21 protein-coding genes are annotated in these 22327 nt (G+C 28.2%); 6 read left to right on the forward strand and 15 right to left on the reverse strand.

The window, feature by feature from the left end:
- Positions 1-26: 26 nt before the first annotated feature.
- The 5 genes from galU to FDK22_RS12015 are packed head-to-tail and all read right to left on the reverse strand — an operon-like array spanning position 27 to position 5798.
- Complete coding sequence (galU, locus tag FDK22_RS11995; protein WP_138153213.1) at positions 27-881, reverse strand: UTP--glucose-1-phosphate uridylyltransferase GalU; 855 nt, start codon at positions 879-881, stop codon at positions 27-29.
- A gap of 19 nt (positions 882-900) precedes the next feature.
- Entirely contained in the window at positions 901-2640 is a 1740-nt protein-coding gene (locus FDK22_RS12000; RefSeq protein WP_138153214.1) for an alpha-amylase family glycosyl hydrolase, read from the reverse strand.
- A complete protein-coding gene (locus tag FDK22_RS12005; protein ID WP_138153215.1) occupies positions 2640-3851 on the reverse strand; it encodes a glycosyltransferase family protein in 1212 nt (403 codons plus the stop codon). Before FDK22_RS12005 ends, FDK22_RS12000 begins: the two co-directional genes overlap by 1 nt.
- Positions 3851-5011, reverse strand: coding sequence for a glycerate kinase type-2 family protein (locus FDK22_RS12010; RefSeq protein ID WP_138153216.1), 1161 nt, complete (start codon positions 5009-5011; stop codon positions 3851-3853). Before FDK22_RS12010 ends, FDK22_RS12005 begins: the two co-directional genes overlap by 1 nt.
- Positions 5004-5798 carry an HAD-IIB family hydrolase gene (locus FDK22_RS12015; protein WP_138153217.1) on the reverse strand — a complete coding sequence of 265 codons (795 nt, stop codon included), beginning with the start codon at positions 5796-5798 and terminating at the stop codon, positions 5004-5006. Before FDK22_RS12015 ends, FDK22_RS12010 begins: the two co-directional genes overlap by 8 nt.
- Before the next feature lie 150 nt (positions 5799-5948).
- On the opposite strand from FDK22_RS12015, the gene FDK22_RS12020 reads away from it, so the two are divergent.
- Positions 5949-6248 (forward strand): hypothetical protein, encoded by a 300-nt coding sequence (locus tag FDK22_RS12020; RefSeq protein ID WP_138153218.1) that lies wholly within the window; start codon positions 5949-5951, stop codon positions 6246-6248.
- A 1-nt stretch (position 6249) separates the two neighbouring features.
- Here FDK22_RS12020 and FDK22_RS12025 read toward each other — a convergent pair whose 3' ends face one another.
- The 3 genes from FDK22_RS12025 to FDK22_RS12035 all read right to left on the reverse strand — a co-directional run bounded on the left by FDK22_RS12025 (position 6250) and on the right by FDK22_RS12035 (position 10522).
- Entirely contained in the window at positions 6250-9090 is a 2841-nt protein-coding gene (locus FDK22_RS12025; RefSeq protein WP_138153219.1) for an EAL domain-containing protein, read from the reverse strand.
- 6 nt (positions 9091-9096) lie between these two features.
- The gene (locus tag FDK22_RS12030; RefSeq protein ID WP_138153220.1) at positions 9097-10011 is read right to left on the reverse strand and encodes a cytochrome-c peroxidase; all 915 of its coding nucleotides are present in this window, start codon (positions 10009-10011) and stop codon (positions 9097-9099) included.
- A gap of 73 nt (positions 10012-10084) precedes the next feature.
- Positions 10085-10522, reverse strand: a complete 438-nt coding sequence (locus FDK22_RS12035; protein ID WP_138153221.1) for a Fur family transcriptional regulator — start codon at positions 10520-10522, stop codon at positions 10085-10087.
- Positions 10523-10701: 179 nt separating this feature from the next.
- Between FDK22_RS12035 and FDK22_RS12040 the strand changes: the two genes are divergently transcribed.
- Both FDK22_RS12040 and feoB read left to right on the forward strand, forming a co-directional pair.
- Complete coding sequence (locus tag FDK22_RS12040; RefSeq protein WP_138153222.1) at positions 10702-10938, forward strand: FeoA family protein; 237 nt, start codon at positions 10702-10704, stop codon at positions 10936-10938.
- The gene (feoB, locus tag FDK22_RS12045; RefSeq protein ID WP_138153223.1) at positions 10926-13049 is read left to right on the forward strand and encodes a ferrous iron transport protein B; all 2124 of its coding nucleotides are present in this window, start codon (positions 10926-10928) and stop codon (positions 13047-13049) included. Before FDK22_RS12040 ends, feoB begins: the two co-directional genes overlap by 13 nt.
- 34 nt (positions 13050-13083) lie before the next feature.
- Here feoB and FDK22_RS12050 read toward each other — a convergent pair whose 3' ends face one another.
- Genes FDK22_RS12050 through trpA form a run of 3 tightly spaced genes read right to left on the reverse strand, consistent with a single transcriptional unit; the run spans position 13084 to position 14959 of the window.
- Positions 13084-13434 (reverse strand): hypothetical protein, encoded by a 351-nt coding sequence (locus FDK22_RS12050; protein WP_138153224.1) that lies wholly within the window; start codon positions 13432-13434, stop codon positions 13084-13086.
- A 44-nt stretch (positions 13435-13478) separates the two neighbouring features.
- The gene (locus FDK22_RS12055; RefSeq protein ID WP_138153225.1) at positions 13479-14216 is read right to left on the reverse strand and encodes an arginyltransferase; all 738 of its coding nucleotides are present in this window, start codon (positions 14214-14216) and stop codon (positions 13479-13481) included.
- Positions 14217-14218: 2 nt separating this feature from the next.
- On the reverse strand, positions 14219-14959 hold the full coding sequence (gene trpA / locus FDK22_RS12060) for a tryptophan synthase subunit alpha (RefSeq protein ID WP_138153226.1): 741 nt from the start codon (positions 14957-14959) through the stop codon (positions 14219-14221).
- Positions 14960-15123: 164 nt separating this feature from the next.
- Between trpA and panB the strand changes: the two genes are divergently transcribed.
- Genes panB through FDK22_RS12075 form a run of 3 tightly spaced genes read left to right on the forward strand, consistent with a single transcriptional unit; the run spans position 15124 to position 18031 of the window.
- Positions 15124-15933: a 3-methyl-2-oxobutanoate hydroxymethyltransferase gene (gene panB, locus FDK22_RS12065; protein ID WP_138153227.1), complete on the forward strand. Its 810-nt coding sequence runs from the start codon at positions 15124-15126 to the stop codon at positions 15931-15933.
- The gene (gene ruvB, locus FDK22_RS12070; protein WP_138153228.1) at positions 15933-16970 is read left to right on the forward strand and encodes a Holliday junction branch migration DNA helicase RuvB; all 1038 of its coding nucleotides are present in this window, start codon (positions 15933-15935) and stop codon (positions 16968-16970) included. Before panB ends, ruvB begins: the two co-directional genes overlap by 1 nt.
- On the forward strand, positions 16967-18031 hold the full coding sequence (locus FDK22_RS12075; RefSeq protein ID WP_138153229.1) for an AI-2E family transporter: 1065 nt from the start codon (positions 16967-16969) through the stop codon (positions 18029-18031). Before ruvB ends, FDK22_RS12075 begins: the two co-directional genes overlap by 4 nt.
- A gap of 15 nt (positions 18032-18046) precedes the next feature.
- On the opposite strand, the gene FDK22_RS12080 is transcribed toward FDK22_RS12075, so the two are convergent.
- The 4 genes from FDK22_RS12080 to clpA form a co-directional block, all read right to left on the reverse strand.
- Positions 18047-18790, reverse strand: a complete 744-nt coding sequence (locus FDK22_RS12080; protein WP_138153230.1) for a ferredoxin-thioredoxin reductase catalytic domain-containing protein — start codon at positions 18788-18790, stop codon at positions 18047-18049.
- A gap of 76 nt (positions 18791-18866) precedes the next feature.
- Entirely contained in the window at positions 18867-19271 is a 405-nt protein-coding gene (locus FDK22_RS12085) for a BLUF domain-containing protein (protein ID WP_138153231.1), read from the reverse strand.
- 94 nt (positions 19272-19365) lie between these two features.
- Positions 19366-20004: a c-type cytochrome gene (locus FDK22_RS15940; RefSeq protein ID WP_138153232.1), complete on the reverse strand. Its 639-nt coding sequence runs from the start codon at positions 20002-20004 to the stop codon at positions 19366-19368.
- 86 nt (positions 20005-20090) lie between these two features.
- On the reverse strand, positions 20091-22325 hold the full coding sequence (clpA, locus tag FDK22_RS12095) for an ATP-dependent Clp protease ATP-binding subunit ClpA (protein WP_138153233.1): 2235 nt from the start codon (positions 22323-22325) through the stop codon (positions 20091-20093).
- Between the last annotated feature and the right edge of the window lie 2 nt (positions 22326-22327).

The raw sequence follows: 22327 nt of genomic DNA on the forward strand, positions 1-22327 counted from the left end.
ACTTTATAAGTGTTACAATTAGATTATTATTTTTTCTGTTTTTTATCCAATTCATAAAAATAATTAGTAGCTTCCACAAATCCTTCTACAGAACCACAGTCAAATCTTCTTCCTTTGAACTTATATGCTAATACCATACCTTTTTTTGCTTGTTCACACAATGAATCTGTTATTTGCAACTCTCCATTTTTCCCTGGTTTCGTATTCTCTATTACTTCAAAAACCTCTGGTGTTAAGATATATCTTCCTATTACTGCTAGATTAGATGGTGCTTTATCTGTATCTGGTTTTTCTACCATATTTGATACCATATATACTCCATCTTCCATTGGTTTTCCTTCTATTACTCCATATTTATGTACATCTTCTTTTGGTACTTCCATACAAGCTACGATACAACATTTATATTTATTATACAAATCTACCATTTGTTTTAAAATACCATCACCTTTTTCATTTACACAAAGGTCATCTGCTAATATTACTGCAAAGGGATTATTATCTCCTACTAATACTTTCCCTTTATATATTGCATCTCCTAAACCTTTCATCTCATTTTGTCTTGTATATGTAAAGGTACATGTCTCTATAATCTTTCTAATATCTTTTAAAAGTGATTCTTTTGAACTTCCTTTTATTTGGTGCTCTAATTCATATGAAATATCAAAGTGATCTGTAATTGCTCTTTTACCTCGTCCTGTAATTGTTGCCATTACATTACATCCTGCTTCCATCGCTTCTTCTACACCATATTGGATTAATGGTTTTGTCAATATTGGCAACATCTCTTTTGGCATCGCTTTTGTTGCTGGCAAAAACCTTGTCCCATATCCTGCCGCTGGAAACAGGCATTTTGTAATCTCATTTGTTTTTTTAGTCATATTTTCTTTCCCTCTTTATTTAAATTTCGCCCTTAAGCCACATCATTTGATAAGGTTCAAGTGTTATCTCACGTCTAGCTTTACAGTCATCACATTCATATTGATTACAATTTGCTGATAAAATATCACACAATGGTGAAGTTATGTTTTCAGGAACTGCGACAGTCACCTCTTCATTTGAGAAGTTATGAATTGCTAATATTCTTTCTTTATTATCCCTAGATATTTGATCAACAACAAATAATCTTTCATCTAAATCTAAAAATTCAAAATCTCCAAAAGGGTTAAATGATTTTTCATTAATTCTTATTGATATTAATCTTTTATAAGAATCAAGCATCCTTTTTGCCAATGAGCCTTGTGTAGAAAGTTCATTTTCAAGCCAATCAAAGTTATATTTTTCTCTATTTATAGTTCTATTACTACCTGAATGTTTTACCCCATCATGGTAATTTCTTGAACCAACTAAAGAATGAAAATATACACCTGGAACACCTGGCATAACTAATACTGTTGCTTGAGCTAAAAGCATCCTTTTAAATCTTATTTGATCATCTTCATTGGGATGTGTTAAAGCATCAATGTATGAACAGTTCAATTCATAAGGTGTTTGAGAGCCATCTGATTCTGCTCTATATGAAACTAACCCTCCATGTTCTTTTACCTTGTCAACCATTGCATAAAGTTCTTCATCAGTCAAAATACCTTTTATAGGTCTCATTCCTATTCCATCATGACTTGCTGTAAAATTAAAGAAACAAACCTTATCACTAGGTAGAGTTAAAGTTTTTGCCCAAGAGGTTAAAGTTTTCGTATTTTCATTTTGAATAGAATGAACTAAAAGTGGAGGTAAGGCAAAATTATAAACCATCTGAGCCTCATCATCACCACTTCCAAAATATGATACATTTTCGTGGTGAGGAACATTTGTTTCTGTAATAATAATCACTTCTGGTGCAACTTCGTGAAGAACTTCTCTAATTAATTGAATTAATTCATGGGTTTGTGGTAAATGAACACATTGGGTTCCAATCTCTTTCCATACAAAGGCAATAGCATCAAGTCTAATTAAAGTAGCACCTTTTTCAATATAATAAAAAAGTGCATCAAGAACATTTCTTAACACTCTATGGTTTTTGTAATTTAAATCTACTTGGTCTTTACTAAATGTTGTCCAAACATGTCTTAATTTTCCATCGTCATCAATAAATTCACTTAATACAGGTGTTGCTCTAGGTCTAACAACTTCGCTTAAATCAATTGAAGGGTCAACCTCAATAAAGAAGTCTTGAAAATATCTATCTCCTGCAAGAAAAGCTTTAAACCAATCTGAAAATTGAGAAATGTGATTAATTACTCCATCAACCATAACTCTATAATCAGCACCCAATTGCTCTATCTCTCTCCAAGATCCCATATGGGGATCAACCTCATTGTAGTTTACAACTGAAAAACCATCATCACTAGAATATGGATAAAAAGGTAAAATATGAACAGAATTAACAAAACCTTTTAAATGGATATCCATAAACTCTTTTAGTGTTTGTAAAGAGGCTTCACTCTCTCTATTTACTTGGTCACCATAGGTAATTAAAATAATATCTTTTTCACTAAGATGGTACTCTTTTGATTTTATTCTTGATTTATATTTAAAAACAAGATCAATAATACTATGAACTGCTTTTTCAGCTATCTCTTCTGGATAAAGTCTATGAATCCTTTTATTTATTATATGATTTGGGTCGGAAATATGTTTCATTACTCATTATCCTTTCTTACATACTCTGAAAACTTGTAAGAGAAATCTGACATTACAGATCTTACAGTAATCCAAGAAGACAATGATGGAATTCCCATAGGGTCTTCATAGAATTCTTCGGCTGCTTCTTTAATGGCAATTTGAAATGCTTCAACAGCTTTAATCTCTTTTTCTCTATTATATTCAAGTCCATTTAATTTACTTAAAGCATTGTATTTTGAAATTTCGAATCTTGATTCTTGGAAAAATGTAGCCAAAAGGGTTTTAAATGAAGCCTCAGAAAATACAATACCCTCTTGGGCTAAAACTCTAAAAAGAGTTTTTGCAATATCATTTGCCATTTTATAAATTCCACCACCATCTTGTGCATTTCCTAACTCTTGATGTTTGTGTTCATAAGTTTCCATTATCTCCGTTTGACATATTCTTTTATTTGAAGTATTTTTATAAACTTCACTTAAAGTTGAAACTTCTAAACCCCAAGTGGGACTAATTGCAATTCCTCTTCCAAGACTTCTAATAAAAGAAAACTCCCCTGATAATGAATACCTAAAACTTTCCATATATTCTAAATATCTGTTTGAACCATAAACCTTTGTAAGCGCATTAATTAATGGTGTATAAAGTAATCTAGTTGCACGTCCATGAAGTTTGTTTGTAACCCTTGAATAATATCCTTTATTAAACTCAAAATCTAAAGCGGGGTGAATAATTGGATAAAAAAGTCTAGCTGGAATCTCCCTACTATAATTTACAATATCACAATCGTGTAAAGCAAAGGCATAGGCATCTTTATCTGCCATTCCATAACCTATCATAGTCCATACATTTCTCCCTTTACCAGGTGTATCAAGGCCTGGAAAACCCTCAGCAGTCAAATCTGCATAAAGTTCTTTAATTCTTGGTCCATCATTCCATAAAACATCAACTTTACAAGGCAAAACAGACATTAACTGTTTTACCTCTTCAAATTGCTCTTTTGTAGCTTTATCAAGACCTAATATAATTTTATATAAATATTTAACATTTTTTAACTCTTCAATAATTTTATGCATTGCTGGAGTTTCAAACTCTGAGTAAAGTGCTGGTAATAATAAAACCATTTTTCTTCTTGAACCAAAATCTTCTAACTCTTTTTCAATATCCTCTATTGGTCTATCACCAAGATTTTGTAAAGTTGTAATCACCCCATTTTGAAAAAAATCTGCCATTATTTCCCCTTTTTCTCTATTATTATAAAATCCATCACATTTGTACCTGTAATTCCTGTTACAAAATCAAAACCAAGTTTTTTAAAAAATGTATTAGAGTCACTATTTTCTAAAAACTCTTTTGGATTTAATTTCATTTCATTCATCTTTTCAATAGTTTTGGAAGTTACAAATGCTCCATTTGCATCTGAGCGTCCATCAATACCATCACTACCTGCACATAAAATTGAAATATCCTCATTAACTATATTTTCAAGTAATAATCTTAAAGCAAGTTCTTGGTTTCTTCCACCATATCCCCCACCTGATTTTACTACTGTTGTTGTTTCCCCACCAAACAACAACACAAAACTAGAGTATTTTTTATCATATTCTTTTATCAATTTAGTTACATACTTTGAGGCTTTTTTTGAAGGGTAGTCTAAAGTAGTAGTAATAATTTCTACTTTTTCATAATCTTTTTTACAAAACTTTTTTGCTTCATTTAATGCTATTTCATTATTCCCAACTAAAATATGTTGGAATTTTCCATTATTCATTGGAGCAGAACCTATAATATTTAAATCATCCCCTATTACATCACTTAAAACCAATACTTTTCCATTAGATTTTATACAATCAGCTAGTTTTCCACCTTTTACTTGGGAAATAGATTTCCTTATAGTATTTAATGCTTTTATATCAATTCCAGATGTTAATAAAGAGGAAGAGGCTTTAATGAAATCTTCTAAGCTTAGTCCTAAAATAGGTTTTTCAATCATAGCTGAAGCTCCACCTGAAAGTAAAAATATAAAATAATCATTCTTTTTTAGTTTCTTTACATTATCAATTAATTTATTTGCAGCATCTTCACTTTTTGTTGTTACATCAGGGTGTGTTGATGTAAAATGTTTTAGATAGTTTAAATTTCCTTTTGAAGTTGAAACAATAAATCCACCCTTAATTTTTTTCCCAATAATATTCTCACACTCTTTTGCCATAGAAAAAGCAGCTTTACCAACTCCAAAAATATAAAGATTATTAAACTTATTTAAGTCAATTTTCTCATTAGAGATTGTTAATATATTTTTTTCTAAAGAGATATTATCTTTAATTATAGATTTTGCTTTTACCTTATTTAAGGCTTTAAAATAAATTTTTTCCAGATTTTTTTTAGACATTTTTTAACACCATTTCATTCCAACCTTTTGAGCCTTCAAACTCTGATTTTTGAATATTTTTAATTTTTGTATCAACATATTTACCTTTATGGTTTTTGATAACTATTGGAATATCAACATTTTCAAACATAACAATATCATTTGGTCCATCACCTAAACCAATTGAATTTATATCATCATTGTAAATTTTTTCAAAAATCTTTTCTGCTTTTTTTACAGCAATTCCTTTATCTTGAAATTCTCCAATTAAATGATAAAATCTACCACCTTTTGTAATTTTAATATTATATGTAAGGGCAAGATTTTTTAAGTTTTTTAATTTTGTTTTATCCTCTATTAAAAAGGGCTCGGTAAAATCTCTTTGTTTTGAAAGTTTTGCGTCATCTTCACTTAAACCTGTATATTTTACTATATCATCAATATTCATATCAGAAAAACCTAGTAAGCCAAACTCACTTTTATATTTATTATAAAAATTCAATACTTGTTTATATTTAAGTCCAAGTTGTAAAATATAGTAACCATGATACTCATCTAAAAATGAAAGGTCAAAATTTTGATAATCTTTAGGGAAGAAAATTGCAGCACCATTCTCAACAATAAAAGGTTCTTTTATGCCAACTTTTTTTTGAAGTAATTCCACTTCAACTCTAGTTTTACTTGTGGTGAATAATAATGGGATTTTTTTTTCATTAATTAAAGAGAGGGAATCCTTTGACGAATCAAAAGAATAATCATCATGATTTAAAAAAGTTCCATCTAAATCTGTAAATATTACTGTTTTCATGTATAAAGTATATCATTTTATAAACATAAGTATATATTTTGACTATATATTTTATATACAATGACATAATTAGCTAAAATTTGTAAAAAAAATATTTATAAAGTTTTAACTTTCTTTTAATAAAATAACATTATCACAAAAGGGAGAAGTATGGATTCACAAATGCAGATGATTATAGTACTTATTATTGTACTAAGTGCATCTTTTTTAACATGGAAGATGATAAAAGATTTTTATAAAGAAAAATTCCACATGGTATTTACACATTTGATTGCTGTAACAACAGCATCTTTTATGTTCTTATCAAGTATGTCTTTATTTGTACCAAGAAATTATCAAAGGGGAACTAGCCCTGAAGTTGAGATAAGTTTTTCTGCAATTGCAATCATTATTGCAATGCTAGTAGTAATATTTTTCTTTTTTAGATATCTACCTAATAGAAATAAATAATTTAGTTTTTCTTTTCCAAAATCGTTAAAGTATCGTCAAAACTTAATGGTTTTGAGAAAAGATAACCTTGTCCAAAATCACAATTTAAAGATTGTAAAAACTCTTCTTGCTCTTTATATTCTATACCCTCAGCAACTACACTAAAACCTAAACTTTTTGATAAGACAACAATTGCTTTTACGATTTGAACATTATTATTATCATTTGGCGTTCCATCAATAAATGATTTATCAACTTTTATAATATCAATTGGGAATTTAGTTAAATAACCCATTGATGAGTAACCTGTACCAAAATCATCAATAGAAAACCTAAAACCTAAATCTCTTAATTCATCCATAGTATTTAAATTACTTTGTGAGTATTCCATAACATATCGTTCAGTAACTTCTAGTTCAATCTCACTTGGCTTTAAATTGTATTTACAAACAATATAAAAAATATCATTAACAAAATTTTTATCTTTGAACTGTACACTTGAAATATTTATAGCTATATATTTTAGATTTTTATTAATCTTTTTGAATTCAACAAAAGCTTCACAAGCTTGTTCAAACACAAATTTTCCAATTTCATAAATCATACCATTATCTTCAGCAATTGGAATAAATTTATCTGGCCTTACATAACCTAACTCTTTACTTTGCCATCGAACTAAAGCTTCAAAAGAAGTTACTTCTTTAGTTTTTATGTTATATTGAGGTTGATAATTTAAATAAAATTCATTATCTAAAATAGCTGATTTTAATGATTGTTCAATTTTAAGTTGTGCATGAACATCCAAAGAAAGTTTCTCATCATAAAACTGATAATTGTTTTTCCCTAGTTTTTTTGCATAATACATAGCAGTATCCGCATTTTTAATAAGTGAAGTTATATCTTTACCATCATTAGGGAAAACTGCAACACCAATACTTGCAGTTGTAGTAAGATTGTTATTTTGTATAATAATAGGTTCTTTAATAATATCTAATATCTTTTCACAAACAAAACCTGCACCTTTTTTATTTCTAGAAGTGTCTAATACTACAATAAACTCATCCCCACCCATTCTAGCTAAGATATCAGTTTCCCTTAAAATAGATTTTATTCTTTTTGCAACAATTTTTAATAATTCATCACCAATTCCATGACCTAAAGTGTCATTGATTATTTTAAACCTATCTAAATCGATAAATAAAACAAAAATTTCAAGTTCATTTCTATTTGCAATATTAATTGTATATTCTAAATCTGATTCTAGTTTTACTCTATTTGGTAAAGAAGTTAAACTATCATGGTAAGCTAAAAACTCAGCTTTTTTCTGGGATTTAATTATCTCTTGTAAACTTGTATGAACGGCTATATACCTTGATACTTCTCCATTATTATTCTTAATTGCAGAGATATTAAGCCAAATAGGAATCATTTCTCCTGATTTTTTCTTATCATAGATTTTTCCTCTCCATGAACCTTTATCTTTTAAATCTTGCCACATCTTTTTATAAAAAATAAAATCATGGAAACCAGATTTAAATAAGCTTGGTTTTTCTCCAATTAATTCACTTTTTGAGTATCCTAAAATTGATTCAAAACCTCGATTTACTGTCAAAATCCTTTTATCTGCACCACATATTAAAATACCCTCTTTAATATTTTCAAAAATTGCAGCTGAAAGTTTTAACTCTTCACTTTGTTCTATATATTCAGTAATATCAAGTTTTATAGCTAAGTAGTTTGTAATTTTATCATCAATTTTAATTGGAACAATAGAAGCTTTTTCATAAAACAAAGTTCCATCTTTTTTCTTATTTACAAATTCACCTTCCCACTTATCACCACTTTCAAGTTTTTTATTTAAGTCATCGTATACCTCTTGAGGTGTTTCACCTGAACCTAAAACCTCAGGTGTTTGACCAAAAACATCACCTTTTTGATACCCTGTTATTCTTTCAAAATTATCATTAACATATAAAATATTTTTCTTTGCATCTGTTAATACAATTGAATTATCACTATTTTCAACAGCATATTTAAATGCTGATAATTCATTTTTGATTTTTTTTGCTTTCATGTGCTGTTTATACATTAAAGACAAAATTATAATAATTGAAATAAAGAAAATAAATGAAATTAAAAACTGATTCTTTAATTTCTCATTATAAATTTTTTCTAAATTTAATTGTGTTTTTTGGATTGTATTTAATAAATCTAAACCATAAATCTCAGTTCTTAGATTTTCTAGAAAATTGAGATTTTCTATAAACTTTTTTGAATGTACTATAAAAAGTTGGTCTTTATGAGTTAAATGGTTTTTATTCTCTTCTTCTAATTTAGTAATTAGATTTGCAATATCTTTTTCATTTTTATCAATTTTTATAAACTCTTGCATTATAAGAAATGTAATTTCTTCAAAAAGCTTTTTCTTTTCCTCTTTTATATCTTTTGGCAAAGCATGATTCAATTCATATATGTAATGTAAAGAGTTTAAAAGTGATGCTTGTCTAGATTTAAACCTTTCTACTAATTCTGTTTTCTTTAAAAAAAGCTTTTTAATTTTTTTAATGCTTAAATTAAAATCTTCTCCAAACTCTTTTTCTACATCATTTTTCAAAATATTTTCTAAAAAACTTTCAAAACTGTTTGTTTGAAAAACTACCTTATCAAAGTTTATAAACGTATCTCTTTTTTCTAAAAAATTATTAATAAAAAGATTGGAAACCACCATTTTATTTAAATTATTTTTATATTTTTCATAATTTGATTTACCATTTTCTAGAAAGAAAAGATAAGAGAATAACCCTATAATAACTAGGCTAAAAAGAAACAGTTGAACAATAAATAAATCTTTAATTTTAACCACAAATAACTACTCAATAATCTTTAATTTACCTGTTAAGGTTTTCAAAAAAGCAGTGATTTTATCAATCTCTTCTTCTTGCATTGGTCTACCAAGTTGAACTAATGCCATAGTTTTTACAGCATCTTTTAAACTATATTCTCTTCCATCATGAAAATATGGAGATGTTAGTTCTATATTTCTTAGTGTAGGAACTTTAAAATAAAATTTATCATTCTCATTTTTTGTAATATTATATCTTCCAAAATTTATACTTTTCACATCTACAATAGCGCCAAATATATTATAGTGATTTCCCCCAATATTGATTCCATGGTGACAAGTTATGCAACCTTTATTTTTAAACAGTTCAAATCCTTCTTTTTCATATTCTGTTATAGAGTTTTCATCTCCAAGTAAATATTTATCAAATCTTGAATTTGGAGTTATTAGTGTTTTCTCAAACTCTGCTAATGCATCTGCAATATTATCTTTTGTTATGCCATCTTTATATACACTAAAAAATTTACTATAATAATCTGAATTTTTTAGTTTATATACCAAATCATTAATATTGTGTGCCATTTCAATGGGGTTTTCTATTGGACCTAAGGCTTGTTCTTTCAAATTTTTTGCCCTACCATCCCAAAATTGTCTAAAATTAAATACTGAGTTTAAAACTGTAGGAGCATTTAATTCACCAACTGCCCCTTTAACACCAACAGAAAATTGAAGTCCATCATCACCACCCTCTTTTAAGTTATGACAAGTAGCACAAGATATTGTTTCATCAATTGAAAGTTTCACATCAAAAAAAAGTTCTTTTCCTAAAAGTGCTTTTTTTCTATCAAAATCAATACTTTGAGGTATAGGTAAAATATTTACTGCAAGTAGATTTTTAAAAATAATAATATTAAATATAAAAATTAAAAAAAGTCTATGCATTTGATTACCCCACTAGCTAGTGACATAATTGTAGCATAGTTTAAAACAAAAAATAATTAAAAATAAATTTATTTTATTGGCAAGATGCACAAATCCCATAAATTTGCATTGAGTGACTTGTGATTCTAAATTTATTTTTTTTAGCTATTCTATCTTGTCTTTTTTCTATTTCATCATCCATAAACTCAACAATTTTACCACAATTTGTACAAATTAAATGATCATGATGGTCTTTTGTATTACTTTCATATTTTTTTCCATCTGCGCCAAAAGCTATTGAAGTGATTAAGTTTACTTCTTCTAAAAAACCTAACGCTCTATATACTGTTGCTATTCCAATATTTGAGTCTGGTCTTTTTGTTTTAATAAGATTATAGATTTCTTCTGCAGTTAAGTGATCATCAGCGTGAAGTAAAACATTTAAAACTATCTCTCTTTGTTCTGTATATTTTAAACCTTTTTGCTTAACTATTTTTTTTAGTTCTTCAATTACTTCTTCACTTTTAACCATAATAATACCTTTAATTAATTCTATAGGAATAATTATTGCAAAATATAAATTAAAAATCAGTATCAAATAATATAAATTTCTAATTTTTAATAATTATTATTAAAATTGAAAGTAAAGTATAAGTTAAGTTAAACTACAATTACATTGATAATAATTATTAAAATGAATAAAGGCTCCCAATGAAGTTAAGTGAACTACAAAAAGGTGAATGTGGTAAAATCATTTCAATTGATACAGATTCTGTCCTAAAATCAAGATTCAGTTCTTTTGGAATTACGAGAAACTCACTTATTTATGTAATTGAACAAACTATTTCAAAAAACACTATAGAAATAAGAATAAATAACACAAAGATTGCATTAAGATTAAGTGAAGCAAAAACAATAGAGGTAGAAAAAGCAGAATGCGAGATATAAAAAATAAAAAAACTATAAAGATTGCCTTAGTTGGACAACCAAATGTTGGTAAATCAATGCTTATTAACTCAATTTCCAATTCAAGACTAAAAGTTGGGAATTTTTCTGGGGTTACAGTAGAAAAAACTCAAATAGAATTTGAATACAAAGATTACAATTTTGAGATTACAGATTTACCGGGTTCTTATTCTTTAACTGAATATACTCTTGAAGAAAGAGTTACAAAAAACTATTTGGAAGAGGGTGTTTATGACATCATTTTAAATGTACTTGATTCAACAAATTTAGAAAGAAATCTTTATCTAACAAATGAACTATTAGCCTTAGATAAGAAAATGGTACTAGCTTTAAATATGACTGATGAAGCAGAAAATGAGGGAATAATAATAGATGAAAAACAATTAAGTAAGATAATTGGTAAACCTTGCGTTAAAACCTCTGCAAAAAATAAATTAGGAATTGATGAACTAATTGATACTTTAATATTAAAATATGAATCACCAAAATTCCAAACAAAATTGATTTTTTCTGATGTTATTGAGGAAGAGATTGATAATATCAAAAGTTTATTATTTGAAAAAAGATTTAGAAGTGATATTCACTACAGAGAAATTGCAATCAAACTATTAAAAGAGGATAAAAAAACATTTTTAAAGTTTCATGATGAACCTATATGGATTGAATTACAACCACTTTTAAGTGAAGCATTTGAGCATATATATTTACATTATGGAACAAAAAATATTGAAGATATATTTGAAGATGAAAAGTTTGCATTTGCAAAAGGTGCAGTAACAGAAACCGTAAAAGAAAAAAATGAGAGTGTTGAAAAAACACTTACAGAAAAAATTGACTCAATTCTAATCCATAAGTTTTTTGGACTACCTATTTTTATATTCTTAATGTGGGGACTTTTTCAATTAACCTTTGAAATAGGCTCTATTCCTATGGATTTAATTGATGCTTTTTTTGCTAGTTTAATTGATAGTACAAAAGAAATTTTAGGGGATAGTCAATTATCTTCAATTATAGCAGATGGAGCAATTGCAGGGGTTGGTGCTGTTATTTTATTCTTACCTAATATTGTTATTTTATTTTTAGGTATAGCCTTACTTGAAACAACTGGATATATGAGTAGGGTTGCATTTTTACTTGATGGTTTCTTTCATAAATTTGGTCTACATGGTAAATCTTTTATCCCATTAGTTACAGGTTTTGGATGTTCGGTTCCTGCTTATATGGCTGCAAGAACTTTAAAAAATGAAAGGGATAGATTACTTACTCTTTTCATTATAGGATTTATGAGTTGTGGTGCAAGACTTCCAATATATGTTCTATTTACAGGAGCATTTTTTGCTGGAAATAACGCAGGAAATATTTTGTTTCTTATATACATTGCAGGTGCAATTTTAGGTTTAATCGCGGCTAAAGTTCTAAAAATTGTTGTATTTAAAAGTGAAGATGAGCCATTTGTAATGGAGATGCCAAAATATAGAATGCCTTCATTCAAACTAATTTGGCATACTGTTTCAAATCAAGCATTAATGTATTTAAAAAAAGCAGGTACCTATATTCTTGCCGCTTCAATTTTAATCTGGTTTGCTTCAAACTATCCTAAATATCCAGAGTATGAAGAACAAATAAATCAAAAAATAGAATTAGCAACATCAGAAGAGGAAAGATACGAATTACAAAACACTCTAACTCAATATAATCTTGAAAATTCATATTTAGGTAAAATTGGTAAATTTACAGAACCACTTTTTGCACCTCTTGGTTTTGATTGGAGAATGACAATTGCACTTGAAACAGGTCTTGCTGCAAAAGAAATTGTGGTATCAACATTAGGAATTTTATATGGTTTAGGTGAAGAATTAGATGAAAATAGTAAGGGATTAATCGAAAAGATTAGAAATAATATTCCAATAGCTTCAGCCTTGGCATTTATTGTTTTTGTAATGATTTATTTACCTTGTTTGGCTGCATCAATGGTATTTGCTAGAGAAGCTGGAGGGTGGAAGTATCTATTTTATCTTTTTGTATTTACCACAACTACTGCATGGATTCTTTCGTTTATAACTTATAGGATAGCTAGTTTCTTTCTAGCTTAAAAAATAGTTTTAAGAGTTTTAAATTTTAAAACTCTTATTCTATTGAAAAAGTTGTAGTAGTTTCTATATCTCCCTCTATAACTTTAAATTGCCAAAGACCTTTTTTTCTACCCTCAACATATCTAAAGTCATAAATTGAACCATGCCCAGCAGGGATTATTATAGGTCTTTCTCTAGATATTTCTCCATCAGGATCAATCCATTGAATAATAATCTCTTTATCTTCTTCTAATCTTTCATGAAGATATTTACAAATAATTGAGTTTTCATCTTGTAAGATAAGACAATCAGCACTATTCATTTGTGTTTCATCTACAAAATTTTCCTCACCTTCGGCAAAAACAAAAGACATACAAAACAACAAACTAAAAAGTAATCTTTTCATTTTATCTCACTTAAAAAATTTAAAAAATTATACCATAAAAGGTATCAAGGTTCATATTTTTTCCAAATAGTTTCTTCTTGTAAAGAGACTCTATTTGTTAAAACTTCAAAGGGCTTATAGTGTTCTTTATATCCCATAGAAAAATGATCTTTTATCCAATAACCTAAATAAATGTATGGAATCTTTAACTCTTTAGCAATTTTTATTTGTGCTAAAATAGAAAACTTCCCAATAGATAAATCTTGGTAATCATGGTCATAAAAACAATATATTGAAGAGATAGATTTTGGTAAAATATCAACTAATGCAACTCCAATCAATTTTTTATCTCGAACATACAAAAACTCTTTTGTAAACTCATCTTTTCCTTGGACATACGATCTATCATATTCAGATGGTTCAATTGGAGTATATGTCCAATTTTTCTTTTTATTCATCTCATTATGATATTTATCATATAACTTTAGATGATCTAAAGTTAAAGATGGTGGTTGAATATAAACTTTAGTATCTAAATTCTTTTTAAATACTCTTTTTTCAGAACGAGAAAACTTGTAATTTTCTACATCTATTCTCATAGATATACATTTTGTACAATTTTTACATTCTGGAACAAAATGCATTTTTCCAAACCTACGCCATCCATGTTCAAGCATATTTTGGTAATCTTCTTGTTGGCATTTATGAATATATCTATATCTTATATCTGAAATTTCATTATCAAAATAAGAACAATCTCTATTCTCTTCTACAAACTCTACATCTCGTTCTAAAATATGCATAATTATTCGTTTATTTTTTCTTTTATAATTTTTGCTGTTTCACATATTTTGTTAATTTTTTCATTATTTGATAAACTTTCATCAATTAAATGTTTAACAAAACTACTTCCAACAATCACACCATCAACACCCTTTGACTTCTCTTTACAAGTTTTTTCATCCACTCCAAAACCAATATAAAGTGGTGTATCTGAGTATTTTTTTACTGTTTCTATAATAGTTGTTAAATCCTCTTTTTGACCACTTCCTGTAATCCCTGCATAAGCAACCATATAAATGAACTTTTGGGCATGTTCTACAACTTTTTTAATTCTATTTTCACTATGAGTTGGAGCTACAAATGTAATATTTGCTTTTTCATACTTTTTAAATAATGGACTTAAAAGTAATGATTCTTCATAAGGAACATCTGGAATAATCATTCCATTAACCCCATATTCTTTTGCTTTTTTTAAAAAGTTTTCCATACCATAATGGAAAAATGGATTCATATAACCCATCCATAACATATCCATATTTGGTGCAATTTTTGAACTAACTTCAAATAAATCTTTTAAAGAAAACCCTGATTCTAAAGCAATATGATTTGCTTTTTCAATAACTGGACCATCGGCAACTGGGTCTGAAAATGGGACTCCAAGTTCTAAAGTATCAACTCCTGCATCTTTCATACTAAGTGCTAAATCAACTGTAAAATTGTTGTCAGGAATTGAAGAAGTAATATATCCTACTAATTTTTTCAAAATCTAAATCCTATAAAATATTTCATTTTGAAGAAGATTTTATCGAAATTAATCTTGATTTGATATGAGTATATGTTTAGAATATATTTTTTAAGTTTTACAAAATAATAACAAGGAGAATTTTGATACAATATTTCTAAATTTAAATAGATTAGGGAAGCTTTATGAGCATTATAAAAAATGATTTTGAAAAAATGAATATTAATAAAATTAAAAATGCTAAAAACAATAAAAATTTAACGATGATTACGGCATATGATGCACTTTTTGCAAGACTTTTTGAAGAGATTGCGGATATGATTTTAGTGGGTGATAGTTTGAATATGAGTTTTGCAGGGGAAGAGGATACTCTTTCAGCAACACTTGAACAAATGATTTATCATACTAATGCTGTATGTAAAGGTGCACCAAAAGCTTTTGTTATTTTAGATATGCCCTTTGGGACATATATCAATAAAGATGAAGCTCTTAGAAATTCAATTAGAGTATACCAAGAAACACGTGCTGCAGCAATTAAAATAGAAGGTGGAGAAGATAGAGCTGATATAATCAAACATCTTACTTCAAATTCAATTGCAGTAATGGGACATATAGGTTTAATGCCTCAATATGTGAGAAGTGAAGGTGGCTATAAAGTAAGAGGAAAATCAAAAGAGGATGAAGAACAACTTATACGTGATGCCATTGCTGTAGAAAAAGCGGGTGCCTTTGCCATTGTGATTGAAGGGGTAAAAAGTGAAGTGGCTAAAAAAATCACTCAAGCAGTTTCTATCCCAACAATTGGAATTGGTGCAGGAAATGTAACTGATGGTCAAGTTTTAGTTTGGTCTGATATGTTAGGTTTCTTTGAAAGTTTTAAACCAAAATTTGTAAGACACTATTTAGATGGGGCAAATTTAGTAAAAGAAGCTGTAAATCAATATAGAAATGATGTTCAAAATAGCTCTTTTCCATCAAAAGAAGAAGAGTACTAATGGAAAGAATTGTTGAAGTAGAACAAATATCTTTTGAAGAGGATAATGCTGAAATAAATCTACGTCCATCATCATGGGATGATTATATTGGACAAGAGAAAATAAAAAAGAATTTAAAAGTATTTATTCAAGCAAGTAAAAAAAGAAATGAAGCTTTAGACCATATTTTATTTTATGGACCTCCGGGTCTTGGTAAAACTACCCTTTCATATTTAATTTCAAGTGAAATGAATTCAAATATAAAAGTAACTGCTGGGCCAATGATTGAAAAAAGTGGAGATTTAGCTGCTATTTTAACAAACCTTGAAGAGGGAGATATTCTATTTATTGATGAGATACATAGATTAAGTCCAGCCGTTGAAGAGATTTTATATCCAGCGATGGAAGATTATAGACTTGATATTATAATTGGAAGTGGACCAGCAGCCCAAACTGTTAAAATAGATCTTCCAAGATTTACTTTAATTGGAGCAACTACAAGAGCTGGTATGTTAAGTAATCCTCTAAGGGAAAGATTTGGTATGCATTTTAGGATGCAGTTTTACAGCCATGAAGAGTTAGCAAAAATTATCCAAAAAGCGGCAATAAAACTTGGGAAATTTTGTGAAGATGATGCCGCATTAGAGATTTCAAAAAGATCTAGAGGAACACCTAGGGTAGCATTAAGACTTTTAAGAAGAGTAAGAGATTTTTCTGAAGTTGAAAATGAAGATAGTATCCATATAAAAAGATGTAAATATGCACTTGATGAATTAGGTGTAAATGATAGTGGATTTGATGAAATGGATTTAAATCTTCTAGAGTTGCTTGTTTCAAATAGAGGAAAACCTATGGGACTTTCAACTATTGCAGCAGCACTTAGTGAAGATGAGGGGACAATTGAAGATGCAATTGAGCCATATCTTTTAGCAAATGGTTTTATAGAAAGAACTGCAAGAGGAAGAGTTGCTTCAGTTAAAACCTATGAACTTTTTAGACTTTCATACCCAGGAAGTGAAAAACTAGATACATATGAAAAGCAAGGTCAACTATTTTGAAACCACAATATTTTTTAGTAGCTTTAACTATTGTTACTTTATTTTTTATGCTTGAGCTTTTTGATCCATTCATAAAACCAATGATAGTTTCTTTATTACTAGCAGTTGCTACTAATTCTATGAATATTTATTTTAAAAGAATAATCCCAAACAACTTTTTAAGTTCAAGCTTAATGACAATATTTCTAACTGCGATATTTTTTGTACCTGTTTTATATTGTATTTTTTCATTTGCAACATTAATTAATAAAATTGACCAAAAAGCCCTATTTGAAATTTTTAAAGTTACTCAAACTTGGGTTGAAAACCTACCTGAAGATTTTAACTTCATAAAAGAACAATTAAATACTATTTTAGAAAAAGTTGATATTCCTCAATTTATTCAAAACCTTTTTTCAATAGGTGCATATTTAGGTAAAAACTCTGCAAAATTTATTATTGATATGATTATGATTTTAATATTTTTCTTTTTCTTTACCTTTTATAGTTCAAATTTAGCAAGATATTTTAAAGAGGCTCTTCCACTTAAAATGGAAGATTCAAATGCCCTATTTTATGAGTCATCAAATGTTATGAGTGTTGTATTATACTCAATTTTAGCAACTGCCATTTTAGAGGGTTTCTTATTTGGCTTTTTTATAGGTTTCTTTGATTATGATGGAATTTTATTAGGGGTTTTATACGGATTTGCTTCTTTAATTCCTGTAGTTGGAGGTCTTGTCATGTGGCTTCCAGTAGCTATTTATGAGGTTTTTGCAGGTAGTACAACAAATGCCTTAGCTATTGTTGCCTATTCTATTATTGTAATCTCAATTATAGCAGATACATTTATAAAACCAGTTATTATAAAATATATAAATCACAACATTGTAAAAACTCCAACAAAAGTAAATGAATTATTGATATTTTTCTCAATTGTTGCAGGTCTTTCAACATTTGGTTTTTGGGGGATGATTATAGGTCCAGCAATGGTAACTTTTTTTATCTCATTATTACAATTACTAAAAAAGTTCAGTGATGATTTTTATAGTTTTGAACAAACCCTTGAAAATAAAGGTTAGGAATAGAAATTAATTCTATTCTTCACCTGACTCAAGTTCACCTTGATAAGTCATAATTCCATAGTCATAATTTAATACAGTCTTATATCCATTACTTAACATAATTCTTTGACAGTATGCACTTCTACTTCCACTATGACAGTATAAAATAATTGGTAAATCTTTTTTATCTTCTATTTGGTCTAATGATTGATAGAAAGATGTTGTAGGAACTAAGAAATCAGTCCCTTTAATTCTTGCACCTACCCATTCCATCCATTCCCTTGTATCAACAAGTAAAAAGTCAACAAAACCTAATTCTCTAGCTTCTAATAAAGCTTCAACTTCAGAAGCGTTAACTTGAGATTTTGTTAATAAAGCCTCACACTCTTCTTTTGAAACACCTTTTGAATGAATAACTTCTTCTTTTAAATCACTCTTGTCTTCTAATGATTTAGCATATTCTGGAGTACAAAAAATTGCACAGTGACAATGTCCTTGAGAAGGAATCTCTTTAGTTAATGCAGGGGTACAGGGACAAAGTCTATTATCTTCTTTTTCTCTTTGTTCAGCAGTTTCACCAACAACCATAAAACATGGGCAATATCTTTTATTATATATAAGTTTATTACGTGTTAATCCCATTTGAATAGATTCATTTACATCCATTTCAGGATTATAAACAAAACCATGTTCTTCACAAACTTTATCAGTAAATTGTTTTGTTAATTCAAGTTGAACTTGAAACTCTTCACTCTCAACATCAATCTTTTTTATCATTAATATGTCCTAATTTCAAATATAAAAAGAAGTATATAAAAGATTAGTTTATATTTAGTTGGTATATAAAATTTAATTAATTTGCTTCTATAAATTCTTTGAATATATCTAAGATATCATCTTTTGATTCTTCAAACTCTTCTGTAGTATTAAAACTTTTTAACTTTTCACTTTTGATATCACTTAGATGTTTTATATTTTTATATCCCATTGACCATTGAGGGAAAAGTCTTTCATCAATATCTTCTTCAAATAAATCAATTATATTAGTATGTCTTTCATCATTAGAGATTTTTTCATAGATACTTAATACATCATCTTTTTCACCTTCTAAACATTGTAAAAAAGTTCTACCCTTAACAATTAATAGACCAGTAACATCTTTTTTTTGATTATTAATTCTAGATTTTTCTAGTATCTCTTCTAATTCTTTATCATCAAGATTTTTCGTTGCAGAGCTAGTATACAAGATTCTATACATTGTGATACTCCATATAGATTTTATTTATATTATTGCAAAAAAGTGTATTAAAATAGTATCAAAAGAAAAATAAAAAGAGGAAAACCTCTTTTTATTATAAAGTAGAAATAAATGTAGCTAAAGCTTTTATATCATCATCAGATAAAGATGCAACTTGGCTTTTCATTACACCTTTCATAGCTCCACCATAAGTATCATTTTTATATCCATTTAAAGCATCAGTTGTTTTAGAAACTTCCCAACCTTTTATTACTTGAGATTTTCCTAAGGCAGGATTTTGTCCATTTGCTCCATGACATGCAGCACATTTCATAAATAAACCTTGTCCCTTTGCAACTAAATCATCTTCACTTACAGTTGCCTCTTCTACTTTTGCTACAACATTATTTACAGTTTGGGTAACTTTTTCTTTAGTTGAAGTAGCAGCTTCTTGAACCTCTTTAGTAAGCTCTTGTGTAGTTGTAGAAACTTTTTCACTTACATTTTTAACCACAGGAGTTGCAGCATCAGCAATCTTTTTTGACTCTTCTGCAATTTTTGAAGCAACATTTGATGTAGATTCTTTAACTTGATCAACTAAGTTTGATTCAGCAGTTTTTTCTTCAACTTTAGGTTCTTGTTTTACAACCTCTTGTTTAACCTCTGCAACAACCTTAGATTCAGCTTTTTTATCTTCACCACATCCAGTTAATAATGCAATTGCAACAATTGAACTTAATAAAATTTTTTTCATTTAACCAACCTTTTTTAAATAATTTAGGATTTTACTTTTTTAAAATTAAAAAAATATTAACAAAATATTATATATTTATTGTGTAACTATTGTGCTACAGCTTCTAAAGGCTTATATGTAAATTTAAATTCCTCTTTAACAAAATCAATTTTAACTTGACCACCTTTTTTAAGTTTCCCAAATAAAATCTCATCAGTAAGAACATTTTTAATTTTTTCTGAGATAACTCTTCCTAATGGTCTAGCTCCCATTGCTTTATCATAACCTAATCTAGCAAGCTCATTTTTAGCCTTAGAAGTAATAGAAATCTTGATTTTTTTATTAACTAATTGTTTTTCTAAGTCTTCTATAAATTTACCTGCTACTTGAGAAACAATATCTGGACTTAATGATGTAAAGCTAACCATTGCATCAAGTCTATTTCTAAACTCTGGAGCAAAGAATTTGTTTACAGCTTTATTTTCATTTAATGAATCATCTTTAGCAAACCCCATAACATTTGCTTCACTTGCACCTAAATTTGATGTCATTATCAAAATAACATTTTGGAAATCTGCTTTATTACCACTATTATCAGTTAATTCTGCATTATCCATTACTTGAAGTAAAATTGACATTAAATCAGGATGTGCTTTTTCAATCTCATCTAAAAGTAAAACACAATGTGGATGTTTTCTAATAGCTTCAGTTAATAATCCACCATTTTCAAATCCAACATATCCTGCAGGAGCTCCAATTAATCTTGAAATTGTGTGAGCTTCCATATATTCACTCATATCAAATCTCTCAAAATGGATTCCTAATTGATTAGATAACTCTTTTGCAACTTCTGTTTTACCAACACCAGTAGGTCCTGTAAAAAGGAAACTTCCAATTGGTTTTTTATCAATATTAAGTCCAGCTTTATTTCTTTTGATAGATTGAACAATAGTACTAATAGCACCATCTTGACCAAATACTCTTTTTTGCATATTTTTCTCAAGATTTTTAAGTAATGATACATCAGATTTAGTTGCAGCTTTTGATGGGATATGTGCCATTCTAGCAACTGTATCTTCAACATCTTTTTGAGTAATCTTTATATTACTTTTATTTATACTTGAATATTGAATTTTTTTACTAGCTCCAACCTCATCAATAACATCTATGGCACTATCAGGTAAAAATCTATCAGTGATATATTTTTTACTAAGTTCAACTGCCATTTCAATTGCTGTTTTGTTATATTTTACACTATGATACTCTTCATATTTTGGTTTTAAACCTTCTAAAATAGCAACTGCATCTTCTAATGATGGCTCATCTATATCAACTTTTGCAAATCTTCTTGATAAAGCTTTATCTTTAGAAAAATCGTTTCTAAACTCAGCAAATGTTGTAGCACCTATACATTTTAATTTTCCATTTGCAAGCATTGGTTTTAAGATATTTGAAGCATCCATTGCACTTCCACTTACACTTCCTGCTCCAACAATTGTATGAATTTCATCAATAAATAAAATTGCATTAGGAATAGCACTTACCTCTTTTAGTAAAGATTTTAATTTTTTCTCAAAATCTCCTCTATATTTAGTCCCTGCAACCATTGAACCCATATCCAAAGAAAATACTTTTGCATTTTCTAAAAACTCTGGTACTCTTTTGTTTGCTATTTCTAATGCTAATCCTTCTGCAATTGCTGTTTTCCCAACACCAGGTTCACCCACTAAAATTGGATTGTTTTTCTTTCTTCTTCCTAAAATTTGGATAACTCTTTGAATCTCATTTACTCTTCCAATAACAGGGTCAATTTCACCTTTATGTGCAAGAGCCACTAATTCAGTTGAGTTTTTATCTAATACTTTATTCTCTTTTTCAAATCCTGGTTTAGAGCCAATTTCACCCTCTTCTAAATCATCTTCTTTATGTGAGATTTCTTCAAGGATATCAACCCTTTCAACTCCTGCCGATTTTAAAATAAAAGTTGCATATGATTTTTCATCTTTTAAAATAGCCACAAACATATCTTCAACACTTGCATTTCTTCTTCCACTTGCTTGTGCACTTGCAACCATATTCTCAATAATTGAAGTTAAAGTAATAGTTTCTATTGGCTCATCTTCAACATTTTCAGGATATATTGGTGTGTTTTCATCAATATGTCTTTTTATATCATTGAATATTTTATTTTGATCAAGTCCTAAATCATTAAATAGATTTTCAATAACCTCATCATGAATCAACATTAAAAAAATATGTTCTATAGTTAAATATTCATGTCTACTTTTTTTTGCATAGCTTACAGCTTGTGCAAATATATTTCTTAATTCTTTACTAATCATAA

This window comes from Arcobacter arenosus (genome assembly GCF_005771535.1).
GTDB lineage: Bacteria > Campylobacterota > Campylobacteria > Campylobacterales > Arcobacteraceae > Halarcobacter > Halarcobacter arenosus.